The 18,614-nt window shown below is 62.8% G+C and carries 14 protein-coding genes and 1 tRNA gene; 10 read left to right on the top strand and 5 right to left on the bottom strand.

Annotated elements, in window-relative coordinates; genetic code table 11:
- From PI93_RS19895 to PI93_RS19865, 7 genes are all read left to right on the top strand, one after another.
- Window positions 1-639, top strand: coding sequence for a formate dehydrogenase subunit gamma (locus PI93_RS19895; RefSeq protein ID WP_039375115.1), 639 nt, complete (start codon window positions 1-3; stop codon window positions 637-639).
- A 42-nt stretch (window positions 640-681) separates the two neighbouring features.
- Window positions 682-1,722 carry a formate dehydrogenase accessory protein FdhE gene (gene fdhE, locus PI93_RS19890; RefSeq protein ID WP_039375116.1) on the top strand — a complete coding sequence of 347 codons (1,041 nt, stop codon included), beginning with the start codon at window positions 682-684 and terminating at the stop codon, window positions 1,720-1,722.
- Between the two features lie 10 nt (window positions 1,723-1,732).
- Complete coding sequence (selA, locus tag PI93_RS19885; protein ID WP_039375118.1) at window positions 1,733-3,172, top strand: L-seryl-tRNA(Sec) selenium transferase; 1,440 nt, start codon at window positions 1,733-1,735, stop codon at window positions 3,170-3,172.
- Entirely contained in the window at window positions 3,169-5,079 is a 1,911-nt protein-coding gene (selB, locus tag PI93_RS19880) for a selenocysteine-specific translation elongation factor (protein WP_039375120.1), read from the top strand. The genes selA and selB overlap by 4 nt, the downstream gene beginning before the upstream one ends.
- A gap of 86 nt (window positions 5,080-5,165) precedes the next feature.
- A tRNA-Sec gene (locus PI93_RS19875) sits at window positions 5,166-5,261 on the top strand.
- Between the two features lie 902 nt (window positions 5,262-6,163).
- Window positions 6,164-7,252, top strand: coding sequence for a CfaE/CblD family pilus tip adhesin (locus PI93_RS19870; protein ID WP_158453317.1), 1,089 nt, complete (start codon window positions 6,164-6,166; stop codon window positions 7,250-7,252).
- A 1,140-nt stretch (window positions 7,253-8,392) separates the two neighbouring features.
- Entirely contained in the window at window positions 8,393-9,274 is an 882-nt protein-coding gene (locus PI93_RS19865; RefSeq protein ID WP_039375122.1) for a MurR/RpiR family transcriptional regulator, read from the top strand.
- A 121-nt stretch (window positions 9,275-9,395) separates the two neighbouring features.
- On the opposite strand, the gene PI93_RS19860 is transcribed toward PI93_RS19865, so the two are convergent.
- The 5 genes from PI93_RS19860 to PI93_RS19840 all read right to left on the bottom strand — a co-directional run bounded on the left by PI93_RS19860 (window position 9,396) and on the right by PI93_RS19840 (window position 14,997).
- Entirely contained in the window at window positions 9,396-10,787 is a 1,392-nt protein-coding gene (locus tag PI93_RS19860; RefSeq protein WP_039375123.1) for an amino acid permease, read from the bottom strand.
- Between the two features lie 100 nt (window positions 10,788-10,887).
- Entirely contained in the window at window positions 10,888-12,243 is a 1,356-nt protein-coding gene (locus PI93_RS19855) for an aspartate aminotransferase family protein (protein ID WP_039375124.1), read from the bottom strand.
- Window positions 12,244-12,462: 219 nt separating this feature from the next.
- Window positions 12,463-13,107, bottom strand: a complete 645-nt coding sequence (locus tag PI93_RS19850) for a LysE family translocator (protein ID WP_039375126.1) — start codon at window positions 13,105-13,107, stop codon at window positions 12,463-12,465.
- A 100-nt stretch (window positions 13,108-13,207) separates the two neighbouring features.
- Window positions 13,208-13,936, bottom strand: a complete 729-nt coding sequence (locus PI93_RS19845; RefSeq protein ID WP_039375128.1) for a site-2 protease family protein — start codon at window positions 13,934-13,936, stop codon at window positions 13,208-13,210.
- An 8-nt stretch (window positions 13,937-13,944) separates the two neighbouring features.
- Window positions 13,945-14,997: a DUF2167 domain-containing protein gene (locus tag PI93_RS19840; protein WP_080759486.1), complete on the bottom strand. Its 1,053-nt coding sequence runs from the start codon at window positions 14,995-14,997 to the stop codon at window positions 13,945-13,947.
- Between the two features lie 436 nt (window positions 14,998-15,433).
- On the opposite strand from PI93_RS19840, the gene PI93_RS19835 reads away from it, so the two are divergent.
- The 3 genes from PI93_RS19835 to PI93_RS19825 are packed head-to-tail and all read left to right on the top strand — an operon-like array spanning window position 15,434 to window position 18,579.
- Window positions 15,434-16,126: a GntR family transcriptional regulator gene (locus tag PI93_RS19835; protein WP_039375129.1), complete on the top strand. Its 693-nt coding sequence runs from the start codon at window positions 15,434-15,436 to the stop codon at window positions 16,124-16,126.
- Window positions 16,127-16,180: 54 nt separating this feature from the next.
- Window positions 16,181-17,491, top strand: coding sequence for a dicarboxylate/amino acid:cation symporter (locus tag PI93_RS19830; RefSeq protein ID WP_039375130.1), 1,311 nt, complete (start codon window positions 16,181-16,183; stop codon window positions 17,489-17,491).
- Window positions 17,488-18,579, top strand: a complete 1,092-nt coding sequence (locus PI93_RS19825) for a threonine aldolase family protein (RefSeq protein WP_052241086.1) — start codon at window positions 17,488-17,490, stop codon at window positions 18,577-18,579. Before PI93_RS19830 ends, PI93_RS19825 begins: the two co-directional genes overlap by 4 nt.
- Window positions 18,580-18,614: the final 35 nt, after the last annotated feature.

Raw genomic sequence — 18,614 nt, 5'->3', positions numbered from 1 at the left:
ATGTCGCATGAACCAAGCGATCGCAAGGACGATCTGATCGAGCGTTACAACGCTGCGGAGCGGATCAACCACTGGATTGTCGCGGGCACGTTCATTCTGCTCGCGCTCTCGGGGCTGGCGCTGTTCCATCCGTCGATGTTCTGGCTCACCAACCTGTTCGGTGGCGGGCCCTGGACACGGATTCTGCATCCGTTCGTCGGGTTGGTGATGTTCGTCGCCTTCGTGTGGCTCGCGCTGCGGCTTGCCCGCTACAACAAGTTCGAGTCGCGCGACACGGAGTGGATGAAGAAGATCGGCGACGTGCTCAACAACCGCGAAGAAAATCTGCCGGAAGTCGGGCGCTACAACGCCGGGCAGAAGCTGCTTTTCTACGTGATGGTGCTGTGCATGATTGGACTGCTGCTCTCGGGCATCGTGATCTGGCGCGCGTACTTCGCGTTCTATTTCCCGATCTGGGTGATTCGTCTGGCATCCGATGTACACGCGGTGTGTGCATTCGTGTTGATTTGCGGCATCATTACGCACATCTACGCGGCGATCTGGATCAAGGGTTCCGTGCGCGCCATGACGCGCGGGACCGTCACCCGCGGCTGGGCGTGGAAACATCATCGCGCCTGGTACAAGCAACTCAACAAATGAGTCCGGCCCAGGTGGCCGGACGCTCCTACGAGGCCGGCCACCTTGCAACGCATTCTTGAACCCGGACAGATCGAGTCGCTCGATCGCACTTCCATTCCCCGTCTACGCATGCCGCAACGTGCCGAGGTCTTCTCGGCGCGCGCGGCGCGCTTGCGTCAACTCGCCGACGGTCATCCGCTTGGCGACTACCTGCGGCTAATGGCCGCACTGGTCGACGCACAGCAACGTGTGCTCGACAACTTCCAGGCGGAACGTCCGTCTGCGGAATCGATCGAGCAGGCGCAACAGCACTGCATGCCGCTCGTGCCCGCCACCGGCGGATACGATGCCGGTCGTTGGCAACCGCTGCTGACGCCGTTGCTCGACGCCGTGGCGGCGCAGCCGGACTTGCCCGCAGCGGTACGCGGCGTGCTCGACCGGGTGCGTGCGGCCGATCCGGCCACACTCGAGGCCGGAGCGCAATCGTTGCTCGCCGGGCATGGCAAGGGGGTGGACGCCGCGAGTGCGCCATTCCTGATGGCCGCGTTGCAGGTGCTCTGGACAGGCGTGGCAAGCACGTTCGACGCCGGCGAAGTGCCGATGCTCGATGTCCCCAACGTCTGCCCCGTGTGCGGCACGCTGCCGGTGGCGAGCGTCGTTCGCATTGGCGGCGCGCATGAGGGCTATCGTTATCTGGCGTGCGGACTTTGCTCGACCGAGTGGCATATGGTTCGCGTGAAGTGCACGCATTGCGAAGCGAGCGAGCATGTGGCGTATCACGTCGTCGACAAGGCGGGCGATGCGGCGGTCTCCGGCGCGGAAGTATTGACGGCGGCGGATGCCGGGGGCGATGTCGCCAAACGTGCCGACGGGCGGCCGACACTCGATGAGGCTGCCAAGCGCGTCGCGTCATCGCCGATCCGGGCAGAGTCGTGTGACGACTGCCACAGCTATCGCAAGATTTTCTATCAGGACAAAGACCCGTTCGTCGAGCCGGTGGCCGATGACCTTGCGAGCCTTGCCCTCGACGTACTGATGGGCGAAGCGGGATACGCGCGAGCCAACGGGAATCCGTTGCTCTGGCAGAACGCCGAAGACGCCTGAGGGGACGGGGATGACCGAGCAAGATCGTGGGCTCACGGGGGCGGCGAGGGTCGCGGATTTGCCGTCGCTCGATCGCCTGTTGGGAACGCCGGCGTTTGCGTCGGCGTTGGCCGATTTCGGGCGCACGCAGGTCACTGCCGCCTTGCGCCGTGATCTCGACGAATGCCGCGCGGCGGCGCTCGCGGGAGCACTCATGCATGACACGCTGACCCCGGCGGCGTTCGGCGCGCGAGTGACACGCGCGTTGACCGAGCGGAATCAGGGGACGCTGCGTCCCGTCTTCAATCTCACCGGCACGGTGCTGCACACGAACCTTGGCCGGGCGTTACTGCCGGAGGCCGCCGTCGAGGCGGTCATGCAGGCCCTCACCGCGCCGGCCAACCTCGAATTCGATCTCGCGACGGGCGGGCGCGGCGACCGTGATGATCTCGTGGCGCCCTTGCTGTGCGAACTGACCGGTGGCGAAGCGGCGACCGTGGTGAACAACAACGCAGCGGCGGTGCTGCTGATGCTGGCGACACTCGCGAAACGTCGTGAGGTCGTGGTCTCGCGTGGTGAGTTGGTGGAGATCGGTGGCGCGTTTCGCATCCCCGACATCATGACGCACGCGGGCGCAAAGCTCGTCGAAGTCGGCACCACCAACCGCACGCATGCGGCTGACTATCGCAACGCCATGGGTGACAAGACCGCGTTGCTGATGAAGGTGCATTGCAGCAACTACGAAGTCTCGGGCTTCACCAAGAGTGTCGACGTTGCCGAGGTCGTGCAGATTGCCAGACCGCACGGTGTGCCTGTCGCGGTGGATCTTGGCAGCGGCACACTCGCGCCGCTCGAACGCTGGGGCTTGCCCCACGAAACCACGGTGCAGGAGACGATTGCGGCGGGCGCCGATCTCGTCACCTTCTCCGGCGACAAACTGCTGGGTGGCCCACAGGCGGGCATGATCGTCGGACGCAAGGACCTCATCGCTAAAATCAAAAAGCATCCGCTCAAGCGCGCGCTGCGTGTCGGCAAGCTCACGCTGGCGGCGCTGGAGCCGGTGCTACGCCTTTACCGCGACCCCGATCATCTGCCCGAGCGGCTCACCACGTTGCGCTTGCTCACGCGAGCTCGCGCCGACATGGCCGCACAGGCGGAGCGTCTCGCGCCAGTGCTCGCGCAGTCGCTGGGTGATGCTTATACCGTCGCCGCAGCGCCAATGGTGAGTCAGATCGGCAGCGGTGCCTTGCCCGTCGAGCAGCTTCCGAGCTATGGGCTGGCGATTGCGCCTGCGGGTGGTGGCAAGCGCGGCAGTGGCCGTGCGCTCGCCAAACTCGAAACTGCGTTGCGCGCGTTGCCGTATCCGGTGATTGGCCGCATTGCCGATCAGACGCTATGGCTCGACCTGCGTTGTCTCGAAGCCGAGGAGGAAGCACGCCTCGCGCTGCAATTTGCGGAGTTGCGCGCATGATCGTGGGCACGGCAGGTCACATCGACCACGGCAAGACGAGCCTCGTTCGCGCGTTGACCGGTGTTGACACCGATCGGCTGAAGGAAGAAAAGGCTCGCGGCATTTCCATTGAATTGGGGTACGCGTACACGCCGCTGCCGGATGGCGAGGTGTTGGGGTTCATCGATGTTCCCGGTCACGAGAAGTTGATTCACACGATGGCGGCAGGTGCTGTTGGCATCGACTTCGCCTTGCTGGTGATCGCGGCGGACGACGGCATCATGCCGCAGACGCGCGAACATCTGGCCATTCTCACCCTGTTGGGCGTGCGGCGCGGCGTGGTGGCGTTGTCGAAGGCGGATCGCGTCGATACGGCGCGTCTGGCCGCGGTGACGCTGGAGATTTCGCAATGGCTCGCGAACACGCCACTCGCGCAGGCCGACGTGATACCGGTGTCGGCCACGACACCGGGCGACGCCGGCGTGTTGGCATTGCGCGAGTCGTTGACGCAGGCGGCGCAAGCGTTGCGCGACTCAGGCAATGCAGCACGCCGCAACGACGCCTTGTTCCGGCTGGCGGTGGATCGCGTTTTTACGCTCGCCGGTCACGGCACGGTCGTGACCGGCACGGCGTTCGCCGGCACCGTGCGTGTGGGAGACACCCTTACCGTGATGCCGCAGGGGTTGTCGGTGCGTGTGCGTAGCATCCATGCGCAGAACCGGCCGGTGGAAGCGGGCGTGGCCGGAGAGCGCTGCGCGCTGAATCTGACGGGCATCGAACGCGATCAGCTTGGGCGAGGCGACTGGATCGTTGCCGATGGAGTGTCGGCACCATCGACGCACGTGGATGTCGACCTGCATTGGCTCGAAGGCGGCGCCCCGCTGACGCAATGGTTTCCGCTGCACGTTCATCTGGGCACGACACATGTGCAGGCGCACGCGGTGCTTCTCGGGGGCGATACGTTGGCGCCCGGCGGCACGATGCGTGTGCAGTTGGTCTTCGTCACTCCGGTTTGCACGCTGCCGGGCGACCGCTTCATCGTTCGCAATCCGCAGGCGACAGCCACGGTCGGTGGGGGACGCGTGCTCGACCCTGCGGCACCGCAGCGCAAGCGTCGGTCGGCGGCGCGATTGGCATGGCTCGACGCTGTCGAGCAATATCTGGACGGCGACGGCCTCGATGCGCTTCTGGCGCAGTCGGCATTCGGGCTGACGAGTGCGCAAGTGGTGGCGCTCACCGGATTGCCGAGCGGGCGATGGCAGTGGCCGGCGGACGCGGTAGTGCTGGCGGAAACGGCCGATGCGTCGCTCGCGTTTGCACCACGGGCGTGGGACGACATTCGCGGCCGCGTGCTTGACGCGTTGCGCGACTATCACGCCCGCGTGCCGGACGAACCGGGTCTCGATGCTGCGCGTCTGGGCCGTATGACTTGGCCGTCGCTGGAGGCGTCGCGCTGGCGCGTTGCGGTGCGGACGATGTTAGGCGAAGGCGCGCTGGCACATACCGGGGCGTGGCTGCATTTGCCGACGCATCGCGTCGAAATGACGGATGAGGAGAATGCACTGGCCGAGGCGTTGCTGCCTCGTGTGGTGCAGGGCGGTTTCGATCCGCCCTGGGTGCGCGATATGGGGCGCGAGCTGAACGTTCCGGAAGACCGGGTGCGGTCGGTGTTGCGCAAGCTTGCGCGGCAAGGGCGTGTACATCAGATCGTCAAGGATCTGTTTTACGACGCCACCTGTGTGCAGCGGTTGGCGGGCATGATTGCCGGCGCAGACGGCAAGGTCGAAGCGGGCGCGTTTCGCGATGCCACGGGGTTGGGACGCAAGCGTGCGATTCAGATTCTGGAGTTCTTCGATCGTGCGGGATATACTCGCCGCGTTGGCGATTTGCATGTGCGGCGTCCCGGTGTGGAGTGGGAGGCGGCGTAAGTCGGTCGCAGCGCAATCGTCAGGTAGTCTGTGCAATGCAGGCGAGCCTGCGTCATCATCGAGCAAGTGAAATTGCTTCGTCTAAAGGAAGGCATCCGTATCCGGTGATGCGGCCGGGCTTCAAACCCGGTTGGGGGCGTCAGTCGCTCCCAGGTCGGTTCGACTCCGGCTGCTTTCCGCCATCAGGCTTTCGGCGGTTTTTGATTCCCGATTGTTGCCGATTTTCTGTTCAGCAAAATCCTACCTGTTCCGCAAAACTCATTCTGTCGGCTTCAATTTGTCGCCGCGTCGGTTGCGCGCGTAACGCGCTGTCAGACGTCGCGCGGACGACGCGTTGAACAAGCGTGATGGAATTTAAGAAAAGTCCGATTGAAGCAGGCAGGGTGTAATGAAAAAATGCCTCTTGCCCCAGTTCACGGGCCTCTAGTTCATGTGTGGTTAGCGCGGCGGACTCATAAATCGGTGAGGCCGCGTCTGATTCCCGGGAGGCCCGCCATTGTTATCGCGTCACCTGGGGCGAAAGCACTGTACTTCATGCTCCGCCACGTCGAATGGTAGAGCGCCTAGCTCCGATCCGTCGCCAGCACTCTTTGGCGACATAGGATCCCATTGCGTTACTCCCCGTAGCGCGATGGCTTGATGCCGCTCTCCGGGGGGCGAGCGGCATTTTTTTTGGGGCATGGCGGTTTGCGAACTAGCGCAAATTCGCCGAGCGCCCCATGCCCCACCGAGGTGGTTCGCCGGGATCTTGGGTCGTGCCCGCGCCGTCTTGGATCTCCTCGATGCCCTATGAGCCATTCGAGGGCGATCCACTTCGATGTCCTTACTTCTTCCCTCCAGGCCTGATGAGCGATCACGTATGGCTTCTCTATGTCGTAGAGAGCGCCGTTGATATGCTCAGTTTCGCGTCGTAGATAAGCGATACCGGGCACCGGGTACATACAGAGGGATAAGGATAAGTCGTCTGGTAACAAACCAGAATATTCCGACATACATGCCGCCCCGACATTGGAATAATTTGGCCTGTTGGCCTGTTGGCCTGTTGGCCTGTTGGCCTGTTTTCACTATATGGCCGGAGGTCAACATGAGAATTATTCGTTCAATCGTATTGATGCCGTTGCTTGCGATGGCATTGACGCTCGTCTCGGGAGGGGCTGAGGCGGAGAAACTGCTTCCTCATGATTGGGAGGACAAGATCGAGGGGGCATTCGAACGAGACAGTCCGGCGGAAGTGGTCATTTGGAATAACAAGTTGGCTGCGGAAGACGCCAGTCCAGAAGACAATGATTTGAAGCGGAACTACTGGGTTTGCCATTCGGATACTGACGACCAGTATGGGGCGTGTGCAACCAAGGGAGCGTGGAACGCTCCTGCTGGGCCTACCGTGAAGCTTCGGTTTACGGAGGTTGGGAGTCGAGCTACCTACAGCCTGGAGTTGGCTGCATTCAAGAATACGGGTAGTGAATTGAATGCACTCCACGGTGCGATGTCCACTAATGGGATAGCTTGGGTAAAGATCGATGTACGTATCCCCTCATCTGAACTCAGGAAACTGCCCTCAGGCGGAATTTGGAAGGCACATCTGAAGCTAAAGCAGATGCAGTGGGGGACATACAAGCAAGTCGCCAAAACAGAAGCCGAAATCACCCTGCACGTAACGGATACGAAGAACGTCCAAATCTTCCTCCCAGAGCACAGCACGACAACCCCAACGGTAGACCTCGGCCTAACTGGCCAAGTCAGTCGTGACGGCCGCACAACCGGTCGTCGGAATATCGACATGTGCCTGTACGACGGTTTCGGCTCGAATAGTTCGTACTTTGACGTGACGGTTAAGGATGGGCTATCGGTGCCGCAACGTGAGCCGAGCAGTTTCTCGGTGGTCCGCGATGGAACAACGGGGCAATTGTTGCGCGAACGAATCGACTACGGCGTGACTTACCTTCATAACGGGCAGCGTAAGTCGCTGAACAATGGGGAAACAATTCGCCTGCCCGGCGGCAACAACACCGAAGTCAGGCAGGTGTATCTACCGAACATCCCGGTGCCCGTCATGTGTAAACCGATGCCGTTGACGCTGGAAACGCCAGAATTCAGTGCCAAGGAGAAAAGTGCCGGCAGCTATACGGGAAAGCTCAAGATCATCTTCTCACCGTCGGCACAGAGCTTGTAGCGGTACCGAATGAGGTGGGGAGCACCTTGGGAGGCTTTCATCGCGCCTGTCCCCGGATCGACCAGGACTTCGTAGGCCGCGACGCCCGCATGCCGCACACGCATTGAGTGCGCGACGCGCACTGTACCGGCGCGGGTGCTGGCCGGCCGCACCTCCACGGGCAGTCGGTTGCCGCCAGACTTCGCGCTGAAGCCAAGACGAATTATGAGAACAATCTTATTGAAGTCGACGGCGCGTGGTGAAAGAATGCTCCGTTGCGTTGTGCGGGCGCGTGAAGAGGGCGTGGCCACCCTTCAGGGCGGTGGTCAGTGGTCCGATGCGCACACGCGCGACGAATCGGAGTAAATTACCCAAACCTAAATCAAAAGAATATGGGGACCTCGGGGGCACTAACTGGAGGTATTGGGAATGCGAGCAATGCTAATTCTTCTCGGTGTTGCGTGTGTTTCGACGATTGGCCATGCTGGCCCGTCAACGGACGACGCCATATGTGGCGGCGCAAGCGCGATCGTGGCGACTTGGCCTTGCGATAGCGCAGGCGATGGGTATTGCACGCTGTGGGGTGTCGATTCCGCGCATTCGGGGCGTTGGGAAGAACAGAGCATTTTTGTCGTCGAAGGCGCCAAAGGCGTTGATCGCCTGGCGTTCAAGGACGCCTGTTCAAACGGACGTTGCTCTCGCCCTGAATACTCGGTTTGCTCCACTCCGGTGTCCAAGACAGTGACGAGAGCATTGAGCGCGATACCTTCGACGCGCTAACCACCCGACGACGATCAAGCACTCAATGCCGCCGGCGGCGTCTTGCACAAGCGGATAAGTATCCGGTTGAACGCATTCGTGAGGCTGATCGCAATCGTGGGACCGACTAGCCCGCGCTGCTCGAACGCAGCGCGGGCTTTCGCATACTGATGCTACGGCGCGACCGTATGTCGCCACTCGCGTGACCGACTCAGCCCAGGCGAGCGCCGCGCGTTCGCGTCCATCGAACTTCCTTCCCCTAGCCGCAGAAGTCCGCATCAATGTCGCGGATAGCGATAAAATCGGAAATTCCTTCTGCGCGCCGACCGGATGGCTGTGCCCAGCGGCGACGCAAGTCGTGCATTTTGTCCCCCTTTTTGTTTCCCACGCCGAGTCACAACGATGACGAAAGACGAACTGGAAAAGGTCATTTCGATGCGTTTCCAGGAGATGCCGCCGAAGCTGCGTCAGGCGGCGCGGTACGTGCTCGACTCCCCCAAGGAAGTGGCCCTGCAGTCCATGCGGACAGTGGCAGCGCGTGCGCAGTTGCAGCCGGCGTCGATGCTGCGTCTGGCCCGTGATCTCGGGTTTTCCAGTTACGAAGATTTTCGCTCGGTCTATATCGACTGGCTCTCGGCCGGGCCGTCCGGACCGTCGGGGCTGCTCGAACGTGCAGAGCAGGTTCGCGAACATTCCCGTGCCTCGGGCGACGACCAGTTGCTGGCCGAGTCGCTCGCGCATGAGTACGGCAATCTGGAAGCCACGCTGTCCAAGCGCAATGAGCAGAGCTTTCACGAGGCCGTCGATCTGTTGCGCAATGCCAGCCGAATCTATGTGCTCGGCCTGCGCAGTCTCTATCCACCCGCGTTCTATCTGCATTACGTCCTGTCGACCTTTCAGGACAACGTGACGCTGATTTCCGGCGAAGGCGGTGCGTTGATCGACGACATGCGGCGTATCGGCAAGACCGACGTGCTGCTCTGTTTTACCGCGCGTCCGTACACGGTCGCGAGCGTCGAGACAACCCGCTTCGCTCGGCAGCGCGGGGCGACCGTCGTGGCGGTGAGCGACAGCACGCTGTCTCCGGTCGCGGCGCAGGCGCATACGTGCATCGTTGCGCCGAACACGAGTCTGTCGCTGTTTCCGTCGATCCTGCCCGCGCTGGCGGTGGCGCAGACACTCGCTCAATTGCTCATGGCCCACGGCGGCGAAGAGACGTTGGCGGAAGTGGCGAACAGCGCCGCACAACTCCACGAATTCAACATCTATACGGCTGACGACTGAGCGTTGGCCGGACACCGGATAACACAATGCCCGTCGATGCCTTGCGGCCGTCGACGGGCATTTTGCATTGACGGGGCGGCCCGCTCGGGCCACCCACGTCGATTCAGACGATCGCGTCCCCTCAGTTCAGACGGGCGCCGGCATTGAGCAGCCCGAAGTTCGGACGGCGACGCAGCACGAAGTACAGACCCACGATCACGAGTGCCGTCGCCACCATGAACCAGAACTGAAAGCGCGAATCCGGGTTGAAGGCTTGCGAGATGAGCACGGCGACCAACGTCAGGAAGGCAATCGCGTTGGAGAACGGGAAGAACCATGCCTTGAAGCTCGACGCTTCCTTTTCCTGCACCGGCTGGCGCGCCATCTTGAGACGCATGACGAAGTGCGCCACGATGATGAAGATCCACACCGTCATGACGAACGCGCCGCTGCTTTTGGCCAGCATGAGGAACAGATCGCCGCCGCTCACGAAGTGCACCGCGAGAATGCCCAGGCAGATGGCGAAGCTCAAACCGAGTGCGTTGATCGGCACACCACGCGAATTCGTGCGGGCGAACATCGGCGGCGCATAACCGCGCTGGCTCAGCGAGTACAACATGCGCGAGTTCGAGAACAGGAACGAGTTCATCACCGACATGAACGACACGAACAACACGGCCTTCATGGCGAGCGCAGCGTTCGGGAAGCCGGCCATGCTGAACAGCGAGACGTAGGGCGACGCGAGGTTTGCCTTATCGGTCCACGGCAGGCAAAGAATGATGATCGACACCGACCCGATATAGAACACCAGCACGCGGAAGATCACGCTGCGGATGGCGCGCACGACGTTCTTGCGCGGGTTCTCCGATTCCCCGGCCGCGACGGCGGCGATTTCGCTGCCACCCAGCGAGAAAATCACGACCATGATGCCCGCGATCACCGGCGAGATGCCGTTGGGCATGAAACCGCCGTGCGAGGTAAGGTTGCCGAAGCCCGGTGCGGGGATTTTGGCTTGCAGGCCGAACAGGATCGAAAGGCCGAACAGCATGAAGATCACGATCGTCGCCACCTTGGCGAACGAGAGCCAGTACTCGGCTTCACCGAATGAGCGCACCGAGTAGGCGTTGCTCACGATCAGCGTGATGAGCATGACCACCGCGCCGCCCCAGACTGGCAGCCACGGCAGGAATTCGTTGAGAATCGAGCCGAGCAGGATGGCTTCGATGGTGATCGTCATCAACGATTTGAACCAGTACAGCCAGCCGACGGCAAACCCCGCCCACTCGCCGAGATAGGTGCTCGCATACGTGGAGAACGAGCCGCTGTCGGGATTGCGCGAAGCCATCTCCCCCAGCATGAACATCACGAACGTGACGATCAGGCCGCCCACGAGGTAGGACAAAATGGCCGCCGGGCCGGCGGTAGCGATGATCGCCCCGGAGCCGACGAAGAGGCCGGCGCCAATGACGCCGCCAAGGGCAATCATGGTGATATGCCGCTGTTTGAGGCTTTGACTCAGCGAGTTCTGCTGCATGGTCGAATTCCCTGTTGTGTAAGGTTTATGGGACGACGGTGCGAACGGCGACGCGTGTGCTGCACCGGTGTCTCAGCGAAGCAGCACACGTTGGGGGATGTCAGCCGATTGCGGGGCGCACTGCCGCCAGAATGGCGCCTTCGAGCCGGTCGACGACCTGATCGATCTCGGCTTCGTTGATGACGAACGGCGGGGCGAGCATGATGTGATCGCCATGCTTGCCGTCGATGGTGCCCATGGCCGGATAGCAGGCGAGACCACGTGCCATCGCTTCGCGCTTGACGCCTGCATGGACGGCGAAGCGCGGATCGAACGGCGCCTTCGTGGCCTTGTCGGCGACCAGTTCGATACCGACGAACAGACCCCGGCCGCGCACGTCGCCGACAAACGGGTGGTTGGCGAAACGTTCGTTGAGTTGCTGCATCAGGTACCGACCGCGATCGCGGACTTGGGCGAGCAGATCGTCGCGCTCGATGACTTGCTGCACGGCCAGTGCTGCGGCGCACGCCGTCGGGTGCGCGAGATAGGTGTGGCCGTGGTGGAAAAAGCCGCTGCCGGCGTTCATCGCGTCGACAATGTGCTTGCCCGCGAGCACCGCGCCGATGGGCTGATAGCCGCCGCCCAGACCCTTCGCAATGGTTTGGATATCCGGCGCAACTCCCTCCTGTTCCCAGGCGTGGAGCGTGCCGGTACGGCCCATGCCGCACATCACTTCATCCAGAATCAGCAGGATGCCGTAACGATCGCACACTTCGCGAATGGCCTTGAAGTAGCCGGCAACAGGCGTAATGACGCCCGCCGTCGCGCCGCCAATCGTCTCGGCCACGAAAGCGATGATCGAGTCGGCACCGTGTTCGAGGATCGTGGCTTCGAGTTCCTGCGCCAGACGCTGGCCGTATGCCTGCTCGCTCTCCTGCGGCTGCTGATCGCGATAGGCGTAGCAGGGCGAGACGTGCGTGACATCGATCAGCAGCGGTTCGAACTGCGCGCGGCGCCACTGGTTGCCGCCGATGGCCAGCGCGCCGAGCGTGTTGCCGTGATAGCTCTGACGGCGCGCGATGAAACGGCGGCGTTGCGGCTGGCCGATCTCGACGAAGTACTGACGCGCCATCTTGAGTGCCGCTTCGATGGCTTCGGAGCCACCGCTGACGTAATACACGTGGCTCAGACCCGACTCGGCAGGCGTGGTGCGAATCAGTTGCTCGGCGAGGGCTTCGGCCACTTCGGAGCTGAAGAATCCGGTGTGCGCGTAGGCGAGCTTGTCGATCTGCGCGTGCATGGCGGCGATCACATCGGGATGGCCGTGACCGAGACACGAGACGGCGGCGCCGCCCGAGGCGTCGATGTACTCACGGCCCTCGGCGTCGCGGAGGTAGACGCCCTGGCCGCCAACGGCGATGGGCGGCTGATTGCGCAGGTGACGATGGAAGACTCGGCTGGAAGATGCTTGACTCATGGTGGATTGGGGGCATTGAGCAAAAGATGCAAATTGAACAAATGTTCAATTTTAGTAAATGTATAGCACATGTGTTTATTTTATGATGCGTGAAAACCCTGACGCCGAGGCAGGGCGATGGTGACGTTGCCGGATGACAGGGGGAAAGGCTGGTAGGGCTTGAGGTTCTACGGTGGTGTGCGGGGGGCGTGAATGCTGCGCTAATTCAGGTTGCCGCCATCACTTGGACGTACCGTTCGACGTTGCCAATGCGGCTACGCCGAGGCCCATGTAGAGCAGGCCGGCCACATACTTCCCGATCCCCGGACGGCGGCTGCGGTTGGCGAGGGCGCGGCCGATGGCTCGGGCAAGGGCTGCGTAAGTGATGTCGCTCACCGCGCCGACCAGCACAAGCAGCAGGCCGAGCGTGACGATCTGCATCGGCACATGGCCCAGCGACGGGGTCACGAACTGGGGCAGAAATGCGGCGATGAACAGCCCCGTCTTCGGATTGAGCAGGTTGACGAGGAATCCCTTCTTCATCGATGCGCCCAGCGCACCTGCGGGCGGCTGTGCTGCGGCGCTTGCCGGCGCAGCGCGACTGCGAATGACCTTGATGCCGATGTAAATCAGATAGCCCGCACCGAGGGACTTGATCACCGTGAACATCAGCGGCGACGCCAGCAGCAGGGCAGTGAGTCCGGCCGCAGCGAAGCTCACATGAACGAGCGTGGCGAGCATCACGCCAAAGCACGATGCGAGGCCGAAGCGAAATCCCTGGCTGGCGCTGGTCGTGGAAATGTAAATGGTGGTCGGCCCGGGGATGGCGACGAGTACCGCGACGGCAGCCAGAAAGAAGGGCAAAAGGGAAAGATCGATAATCACTGAAGTCTCTGCGGTGGCGGTGTTACGAAATGACCGGCGACCGGCGACCGGCGAGCGGTACGCCGGTTCGCGGCATCCTGACGTCGCGCGGAGACGGGGTTCAGTGTGCCGCGTGACGCACTGCCGCGAGCATGTCGTGCAGGTTGTAGGTCATGAGCGCGAGGAATCCGAGCAGGCCGAGGTAATAGGCCCCGTATGTCACCTTGGTTTCCGTCGTCACGCCATAGTAGCGCACGTTCTCGGGCGCTTGCGGGTCGTAGCGCCAGGCCTTGGCCAACTGCGGGAGTGCGAGCAGGGCGACCAGAATCAGGATCGGGCTGGGATGCCAGAGGAACAATGCGACGAGCACCGGCACGCCCGCGAACCAGATGCGCGGAGACAGCACGGCAGTGATGCGCCCGCCATCGAACGGCGAGAGCGGAATCAGATTGAACAGGTTTAGGAAGCATCCCGCATAGGCGAGGGCGAGCAGCAGATTGCTGTCTTGCTCGCGCGCAGCGAAATAGCAGGCCATCGACGCGAGCGTGCCGACGAACGGCCCGCCCAACCCGACATAGGCCTCCGTCTCGGCGTTGAGCGGCATTTCCTTTAGCTCGATCCACGCACCGACGAAGGGGATGAACGTGGGCAGGCCGACGTCCAGTCCGCGCTGGCGTGCCGCGACGTAGTGCCCGGCTTCATGCGCAAACAGCAGGATCACGAAGCCGAGCGCGAACTTCCATCCGTACACGAATGCATAGACGACGATGGACAGCAGCATCGTGCCGCCCGTCGTCAACACCTTGCCAAGCTTGAGCCCGCCGAATACCAGCAGCAAGAGTTTGGTCATTGCGTTTCTCAGGCACGCGGTGCGTTGCCGTCGTGGGGCGTGGAGGCCGTCTGCGGTTGGGGTGCCGCCACGATGGCGGTTTCGCTTGTGTCGAGGTCTGCGCCAGACGTGGCTTGCGGCGTCACGGGCAGCGGCTTCGGCTTACGCTTGAACAGCTTGGTGAACGCGGCACCCGCACCGAGCAAGGCCAGCAGACCGACCTTGGCGAACTTCGCGAGAAACGCGGCGATCAGCGCAAACAGGCCAAGTTTCTTCGCGGCAACCCCTGCGACCAGTGCGGCGAGTCCGTACTCCGCGACGCGGTCGGTCTTCTCGTTGAAGTCGGCATAGCGCTTGCCGTCGACGAAGCTCAGGCCCGAGAGAATCTTGTCGGCGACGGGCTTGTCTGCGGCCAACAACGATTCGCTCGTGACCAGCGTAGTCGCCAGATAGCCCTCACGGCCGAGTGCCGTGGTGCGGTAGTTCACCGAAGGATCGTTGTCGACCCGAACCCCGGTCTGCTTTTGCGCCACTCGGGCGGCCCACACCAGACGGTGCGTGCTGCTGTCGTATTGCGGCAATTGCGCCCACCCGGTGACTTCCAGTTCGGGGGCGCCAAGCTCGCGTCGTGTGGCGTTCGCGCTTTCCGTGCCTTTGCGCAAGGATTCGAGAATGTCGTCGGCCTTCCAGTCGCGAGCGTCGTCGTCGCGAACATAACCGTCGTTGACATAGGTGATGACGTCGAGCCATTCGCTCTTGCCGTCTGTCGGCACGACGAGGCCGGCCAGCGACGTCTCGTCGATGGTGTTGCCCAGCGCCCGCAGCAGGCGCGCGGCGGTGGCGCTCGGAATCCAGCCCATGCCGCCGGGCAGCGAGAACTTCGCCTGATCGTGGATATCGATGACCTTCGGGCCTTCGATCAGTGCTTCGTTAGCGGCTTTGACAGCGGCGCGAGTTTCGGCTTCCCGGGCTTCGGGCGTGGTCGCGGCAACGGGGGAGGGAGCGGGAGCCGGCGTCTGGGCGAAAGCGCTGGATGCGCTCAACGCGAGAGCGAGAAACAACGTGCGGAAGATGGAAGACATGATTTGACTTTCCCTGGACGGCGTCTTTTTTAAATTTCACATCTGAAGGATGAGTGCCGCGGCGGATTATGCCAGAAGGCAGATCGGATTCCGAAGCGTTGTGGGGCCTGCGTACCTTCATGACAACCGGGCTCATGCCGGCAATGTCCCCGCACTGCCGCGGGTGCCTTGTCACCTGCCACTGGCCACCTGCCGCGACACGAACCACGACGCCTTCCCCGGCGAAATGTCAGCAATCGCAAGGGCAGCATCCGGCGTCGATGGGGCTCGCGCGAAACCGCATGCGGCGCTCTCGCCATCTCGCGACAAGCGATCGCGCCCGCTGGCCAGAACATTCTCTAGACCGCCGCCAAAGCATCCTCGTTTACCCGTAATTCGCATGCCCGGACAGGTTTCGACGTTGACTGACAAATTGTTTTTTGCTGGTATACCAGTCATGAACCAGACACAACGCACCCCAGCCCTGAGCGATTCGGCTTACAACGCCATTCGCGCCCTGATCGTTTCCGGCGAAATCCGCGCGGGCGAGGCGCTCTCGGAGCGAGCCCTGTCGGAGCGTTTCGGCGTGAGCCGCACCCCCGTGCGCGAGGCGATACGCGCGCTCGCCAACGACGGCCTGCTGGAGATCGTGCCGATGCGCGGTACTTTTGTGCGGCAGTTGTCGGTGCGGGATCTGAGCGAGATTCACGAAGTCCGGCTTGCCCTCGAAGGCATGGCAGCGTGGCTGGCGGCCCAAAAGGGCGTGACGCCCGCGCTCGAAGAAGTCGCCGTGCGCCTGCGTGCGCTCAATGCGCAGGGCGAGCAGGATTTGCCGCTCGACGTCGACATCACCCAGCGCGTGGGCTGGCAGTTTCACGAAGCGATGTTTGCCGCAGCCGATAACGCGCGGCTCACCGAGACCTATCACGCGTTGCGCACCCAGAACGGTCTGGCGCTGCAACGCATTCCGCATTACGACGCCGAGCGCACGCGCGCCGCAGTTCGCGAACACCTTGCGATCTTCGATGCCATCGCCGCGGGGCGTCCCGAGGAAGCCCAGCGTCATGTCTGGGATCACCTCACGCACGCCATGCAAGCTCGCTTGCAGGCGCTCGTTCCGCCCGCCGTAGCGTCCGGCACCGGGCGCTGATCGCCTCTGCCAGGCGCGCACCGCGTCGCCACGCCATTTCCGGAGATCGTTGTCATGTCGTCACGTACTGCCAGTAAGAAGCGCCTCATTCCGTTGCCCGTCCAGATGCTGATCGGTCTGGCACTCGGCATTGGCTGTGGCATGGTCGCCCCGGCGCTCGCCACGAAGCTCATGCCCGTGGGCACCGCCTTTGTGCAGGCGGTGAAGATGATCGTCGTGCCGCTCGTTTTCACCGCAATTACGCTGGGCATTTATCAGATGGGACACAATGCCCGAGCGCTCGGACGTGTCTCGGCCATCAGCCTCATCTACTTCTTCATCGCCACGCTGGTCTCGATCGTGATCGGGCTCGGTCTTAACGCGATCTTCCATCCGGGACTCGGCGCGAATCTGGCGGCGGCACATGCGTCGGCCAAGCCGATTGCCGCCTCGGTCGACTGGACCAAGTTCTTTCTGGAGATGATTCCGTCGAACATCTTTGCGGCGATGAGTGGCAGCAACCTGTTGCCGGTGCTCGTCTTCGCGGTGTTGCTCGGGCTGGCGCTTTCCTCCATCGGTGAGCGCGCCAAGCCACTGGTTGGTGTGCTCGACGCGCTGATGGGCGCCGTGTTCAAGCTGACGGACTGGATCATCTCGCTCTCGCCGCTCGCGATCTTCGCGATCATTTCGTGGCTGTTCGCCACGCAGGGCGTGGGCACGATTCTCGCGCTCGTCAAACTCGTGGGCACGATGTATCTCGGCCTCGGCGTGCTGCTGGTCCTGTTCTGGATACTGCTCAAGGCCATCGGTGAAAAGCCGCTCGAGACGACACGCGCCATCGGTGAGCCGGTGATTCTCGCGTTCGCGACGCGTTCGTCGGAAGCCACGCTGCCGCTGCACATGGAGAAGCTCATCGCGATGGGCGTGCCCAAGGCCATCGTATCGGTCGTGTTGCCGCTCGGCTACGCGTTCAACCGCGACGGCTCGATCATGTACTTCGCGCTGGCCGTCGGTTTTCTGGCCGACGCCTATCACGTGCCGCTGGATATGCCGACGCTGCTCTCCATCGTGCTCGTCACCACACTCGCGAGTAAAGGCAGCGCGAACGTGCCGTCAGGCGGGCTGGTGGCGATTGCCATGGTGCTCACGACCATTGGCGTGCCCATCGAAGCGCTCGCGATCATCGCCGGTGTCGACGCCTTCCTCGACATGGGCCGCACCGCCATCAACGTTTTCAGCAACACCGTGGCCATCAAGCTCGTAATGAAGCTCGCCGGCATTCCTTACGAATCGCCCGAGGCCGTGCAAGCCGCGCTCGCTGCCGAGTCGGCGGGAGGCACACCGGTAAGCACCGGCAGCCATGCCCACGGTCAGGAGTTCGCATGACCTCAGGTAACACCGAACGCTTCGTCGATCTGCGCAGCGACACCGTCACCCGTCCCACGGCACTGATGTGGGAAGCGATGCAGAACGCATCGCTGGGTGACGACACCCTCGAAGGCGATCCCACCGTGCGCGCACTGGAGCATCTCGCGGCGGACATGACGGGCAAGGAGGCGGCGATGTTCGTCGTCTCCGGCACGATGGGCAATCTGATCGCTTCGCTGTGTCACGCCACGCGGGGTGGCGAGGCGGTGATCGACGCGCAGGCGCACATGGCGAAGTCGGAGGCGGGCGGCATGTCGCGGCTCGCCCATCTGTATCCCGTGCCGATTCCGTCTGTGCGTGCCGAGATGGATCTCGATCAGTTGGCCGGGGCGCTGCGTCCCGGCTTTTCGCGTTACGGGCAGCCCACGGCAATGGTTGGTGTCGAGTCGACACACAACCACTCGGGCGGCTACGTGCCGTCGCTGGGATATCTGGCCGACGTGCACGCGCTGGCGGCGCGCGCCGGCGTGCCCGTGCATATGGACGGGGCCCGTGTGTTCAATGCGGCGGCGGCGCTGGGTGTCAGCGTTGCGCAGGTCGCTACGCATTGCGACAGTCTGACGTTCTGCCTGTCAAAGGGACTCTCTGCGCCGATGGGCGCAATGCTCGCCGGTTCGCACGCGCTGATCGAGCAGGCGCGCACATTCAAACGCATGACCGGAGGCGGCTTGCGTCAGGCCGGCATCATGGCGGCGGCGGGGAAGGTGGCGCTGGAGACGATGGTGACGCGACTGGCGGACGACAATCAGCGGGCGCAGCGCCTATGGACGGGGCTTGTCCGGATCGATCCCCAATTGGTAGACGCGGTGCCGTCGAACAGTAATATCGTGCGATTGCGCGTGGCAGAGCAGCGAGAGCGCAATCCCAAAGCGTGGGAGGCCGCGCTGGCGGAGCACGGGATTCTCGCGCGCGCGAGCGGCACGGCCATGTTGCGGCTGGTGACGCACCGTCATATCGGCGACGAAGACATCGACCTGACGATTGCCGCCATCGCATCGATACGCGACGCGTTCATGGCGAACCCGGCGCCGCCCGGCGGGCTTTGATTCGCCGAGTTGCGCATGATCGACACCCACCGTGC

This window comes from Pandoraea fibrosis, assembly GCF_000807775.2.
Classification (GTDB): domain Bacteria; phylum Pseudomonadota; class Gammaproteobacteria; order Burkholderiales; family Burkholderiaceae; genus Pandoraea; species Pandoraea fibrosis.
This window is presented reverse-complemented; position numbering and strand designations above follow the sequence as displayed.

What these genes read in the sequence shown, in the direction of transcription:
- PI93_RS19895 (WP_039375115.1), top strand. Translation starts at nt 1, where the DNA reads ATGTCGCATGAACCAAGCGATCGCAAGGACGATCTGATCGAGCGTTAC.
- selA (WP_039375118.1), top strand. Translation starts at nt 1,733, where the DNA reads ATGACCGAGCAAGATCGTGGGCTCACGGGGGCGGCGAGGGTCGCGGAT.
- selB (WP_039375120.1), top strand. Translation starts at nt 3,169, where the DNA reads ATGATCGTGGGCACGGCAGGTCACATCGACCACGGCAAGACGAGCCTC.
- PI93_RS19870 (WP_158453317.1), top strand. Translation starts at nt 6,164, where the DNA reads ATGAGAATTATTCGTTCAATCGTATTGATGCCGTTGCTTGCGATGGCA.
- PI93_RS19865 (WP_039375122.1), top strand. Translation starts at nt 8,393, where the DNA reads ATGACGAAAGACGAACTGGAAAAGGTCATTTCGATGCGTTTCCAGGAG.
- PI93_RS19860 (WP_039375123.1), bottom strand. Translation starts at nt 10,787, where the DNA reads ATGCAGCAGAACTCGCTGAGTCAAAGCCTCAAACAGCGGCATATCACC.
- PI93_RS19855 (WP_039375124.1), bottom strand. Translation starts at nt 12,243, where the DNA reads ATGAGTCAAGCATCTTCCAGCCGAGTCTTCCATCGTCACCTGCGCAAT.
- PI93_RS19845 (WP_039375128.1), bottom strand. Translation starts at nt 13,936, where the DNA reads ATGACCAAACTCTTGCTGCTGGTATTCGGCGGGCTCAAGCTTGGCAAG.
- PI93_RS19840 (WP_080759486.1), bottom strand. Translation starts at nt 14,997, where the DNA reads ATGTCTTCCATCTTCCGCACGTTGTTTCTCGCTCTCGCGTTGAGCGCA.
- PI93_RS19835 (WP_039375129.1), top strand. Translation starts at nt 15,434, where the DNA reads ATGAACCAGACACAACGCACCCCAGCCCTGAGCGATTCGGCTTACAAC.
- PI93_RS19830 (WP_039375130.1), top strand. Translation starts at nt 16,181, where the DNA reads ATGTCGTCACGTACTGCCAGTAAGAAGCGCCTCATTCCGTTGCCCGTC.
- PI93_RS19825 (WP_052241086.1), top strand. Translation starts at nt 17,488, where the DNA reads ATGACCTCAGGTAACACCGAACGCTTCGTCGATCTGCGCAGCGACACC.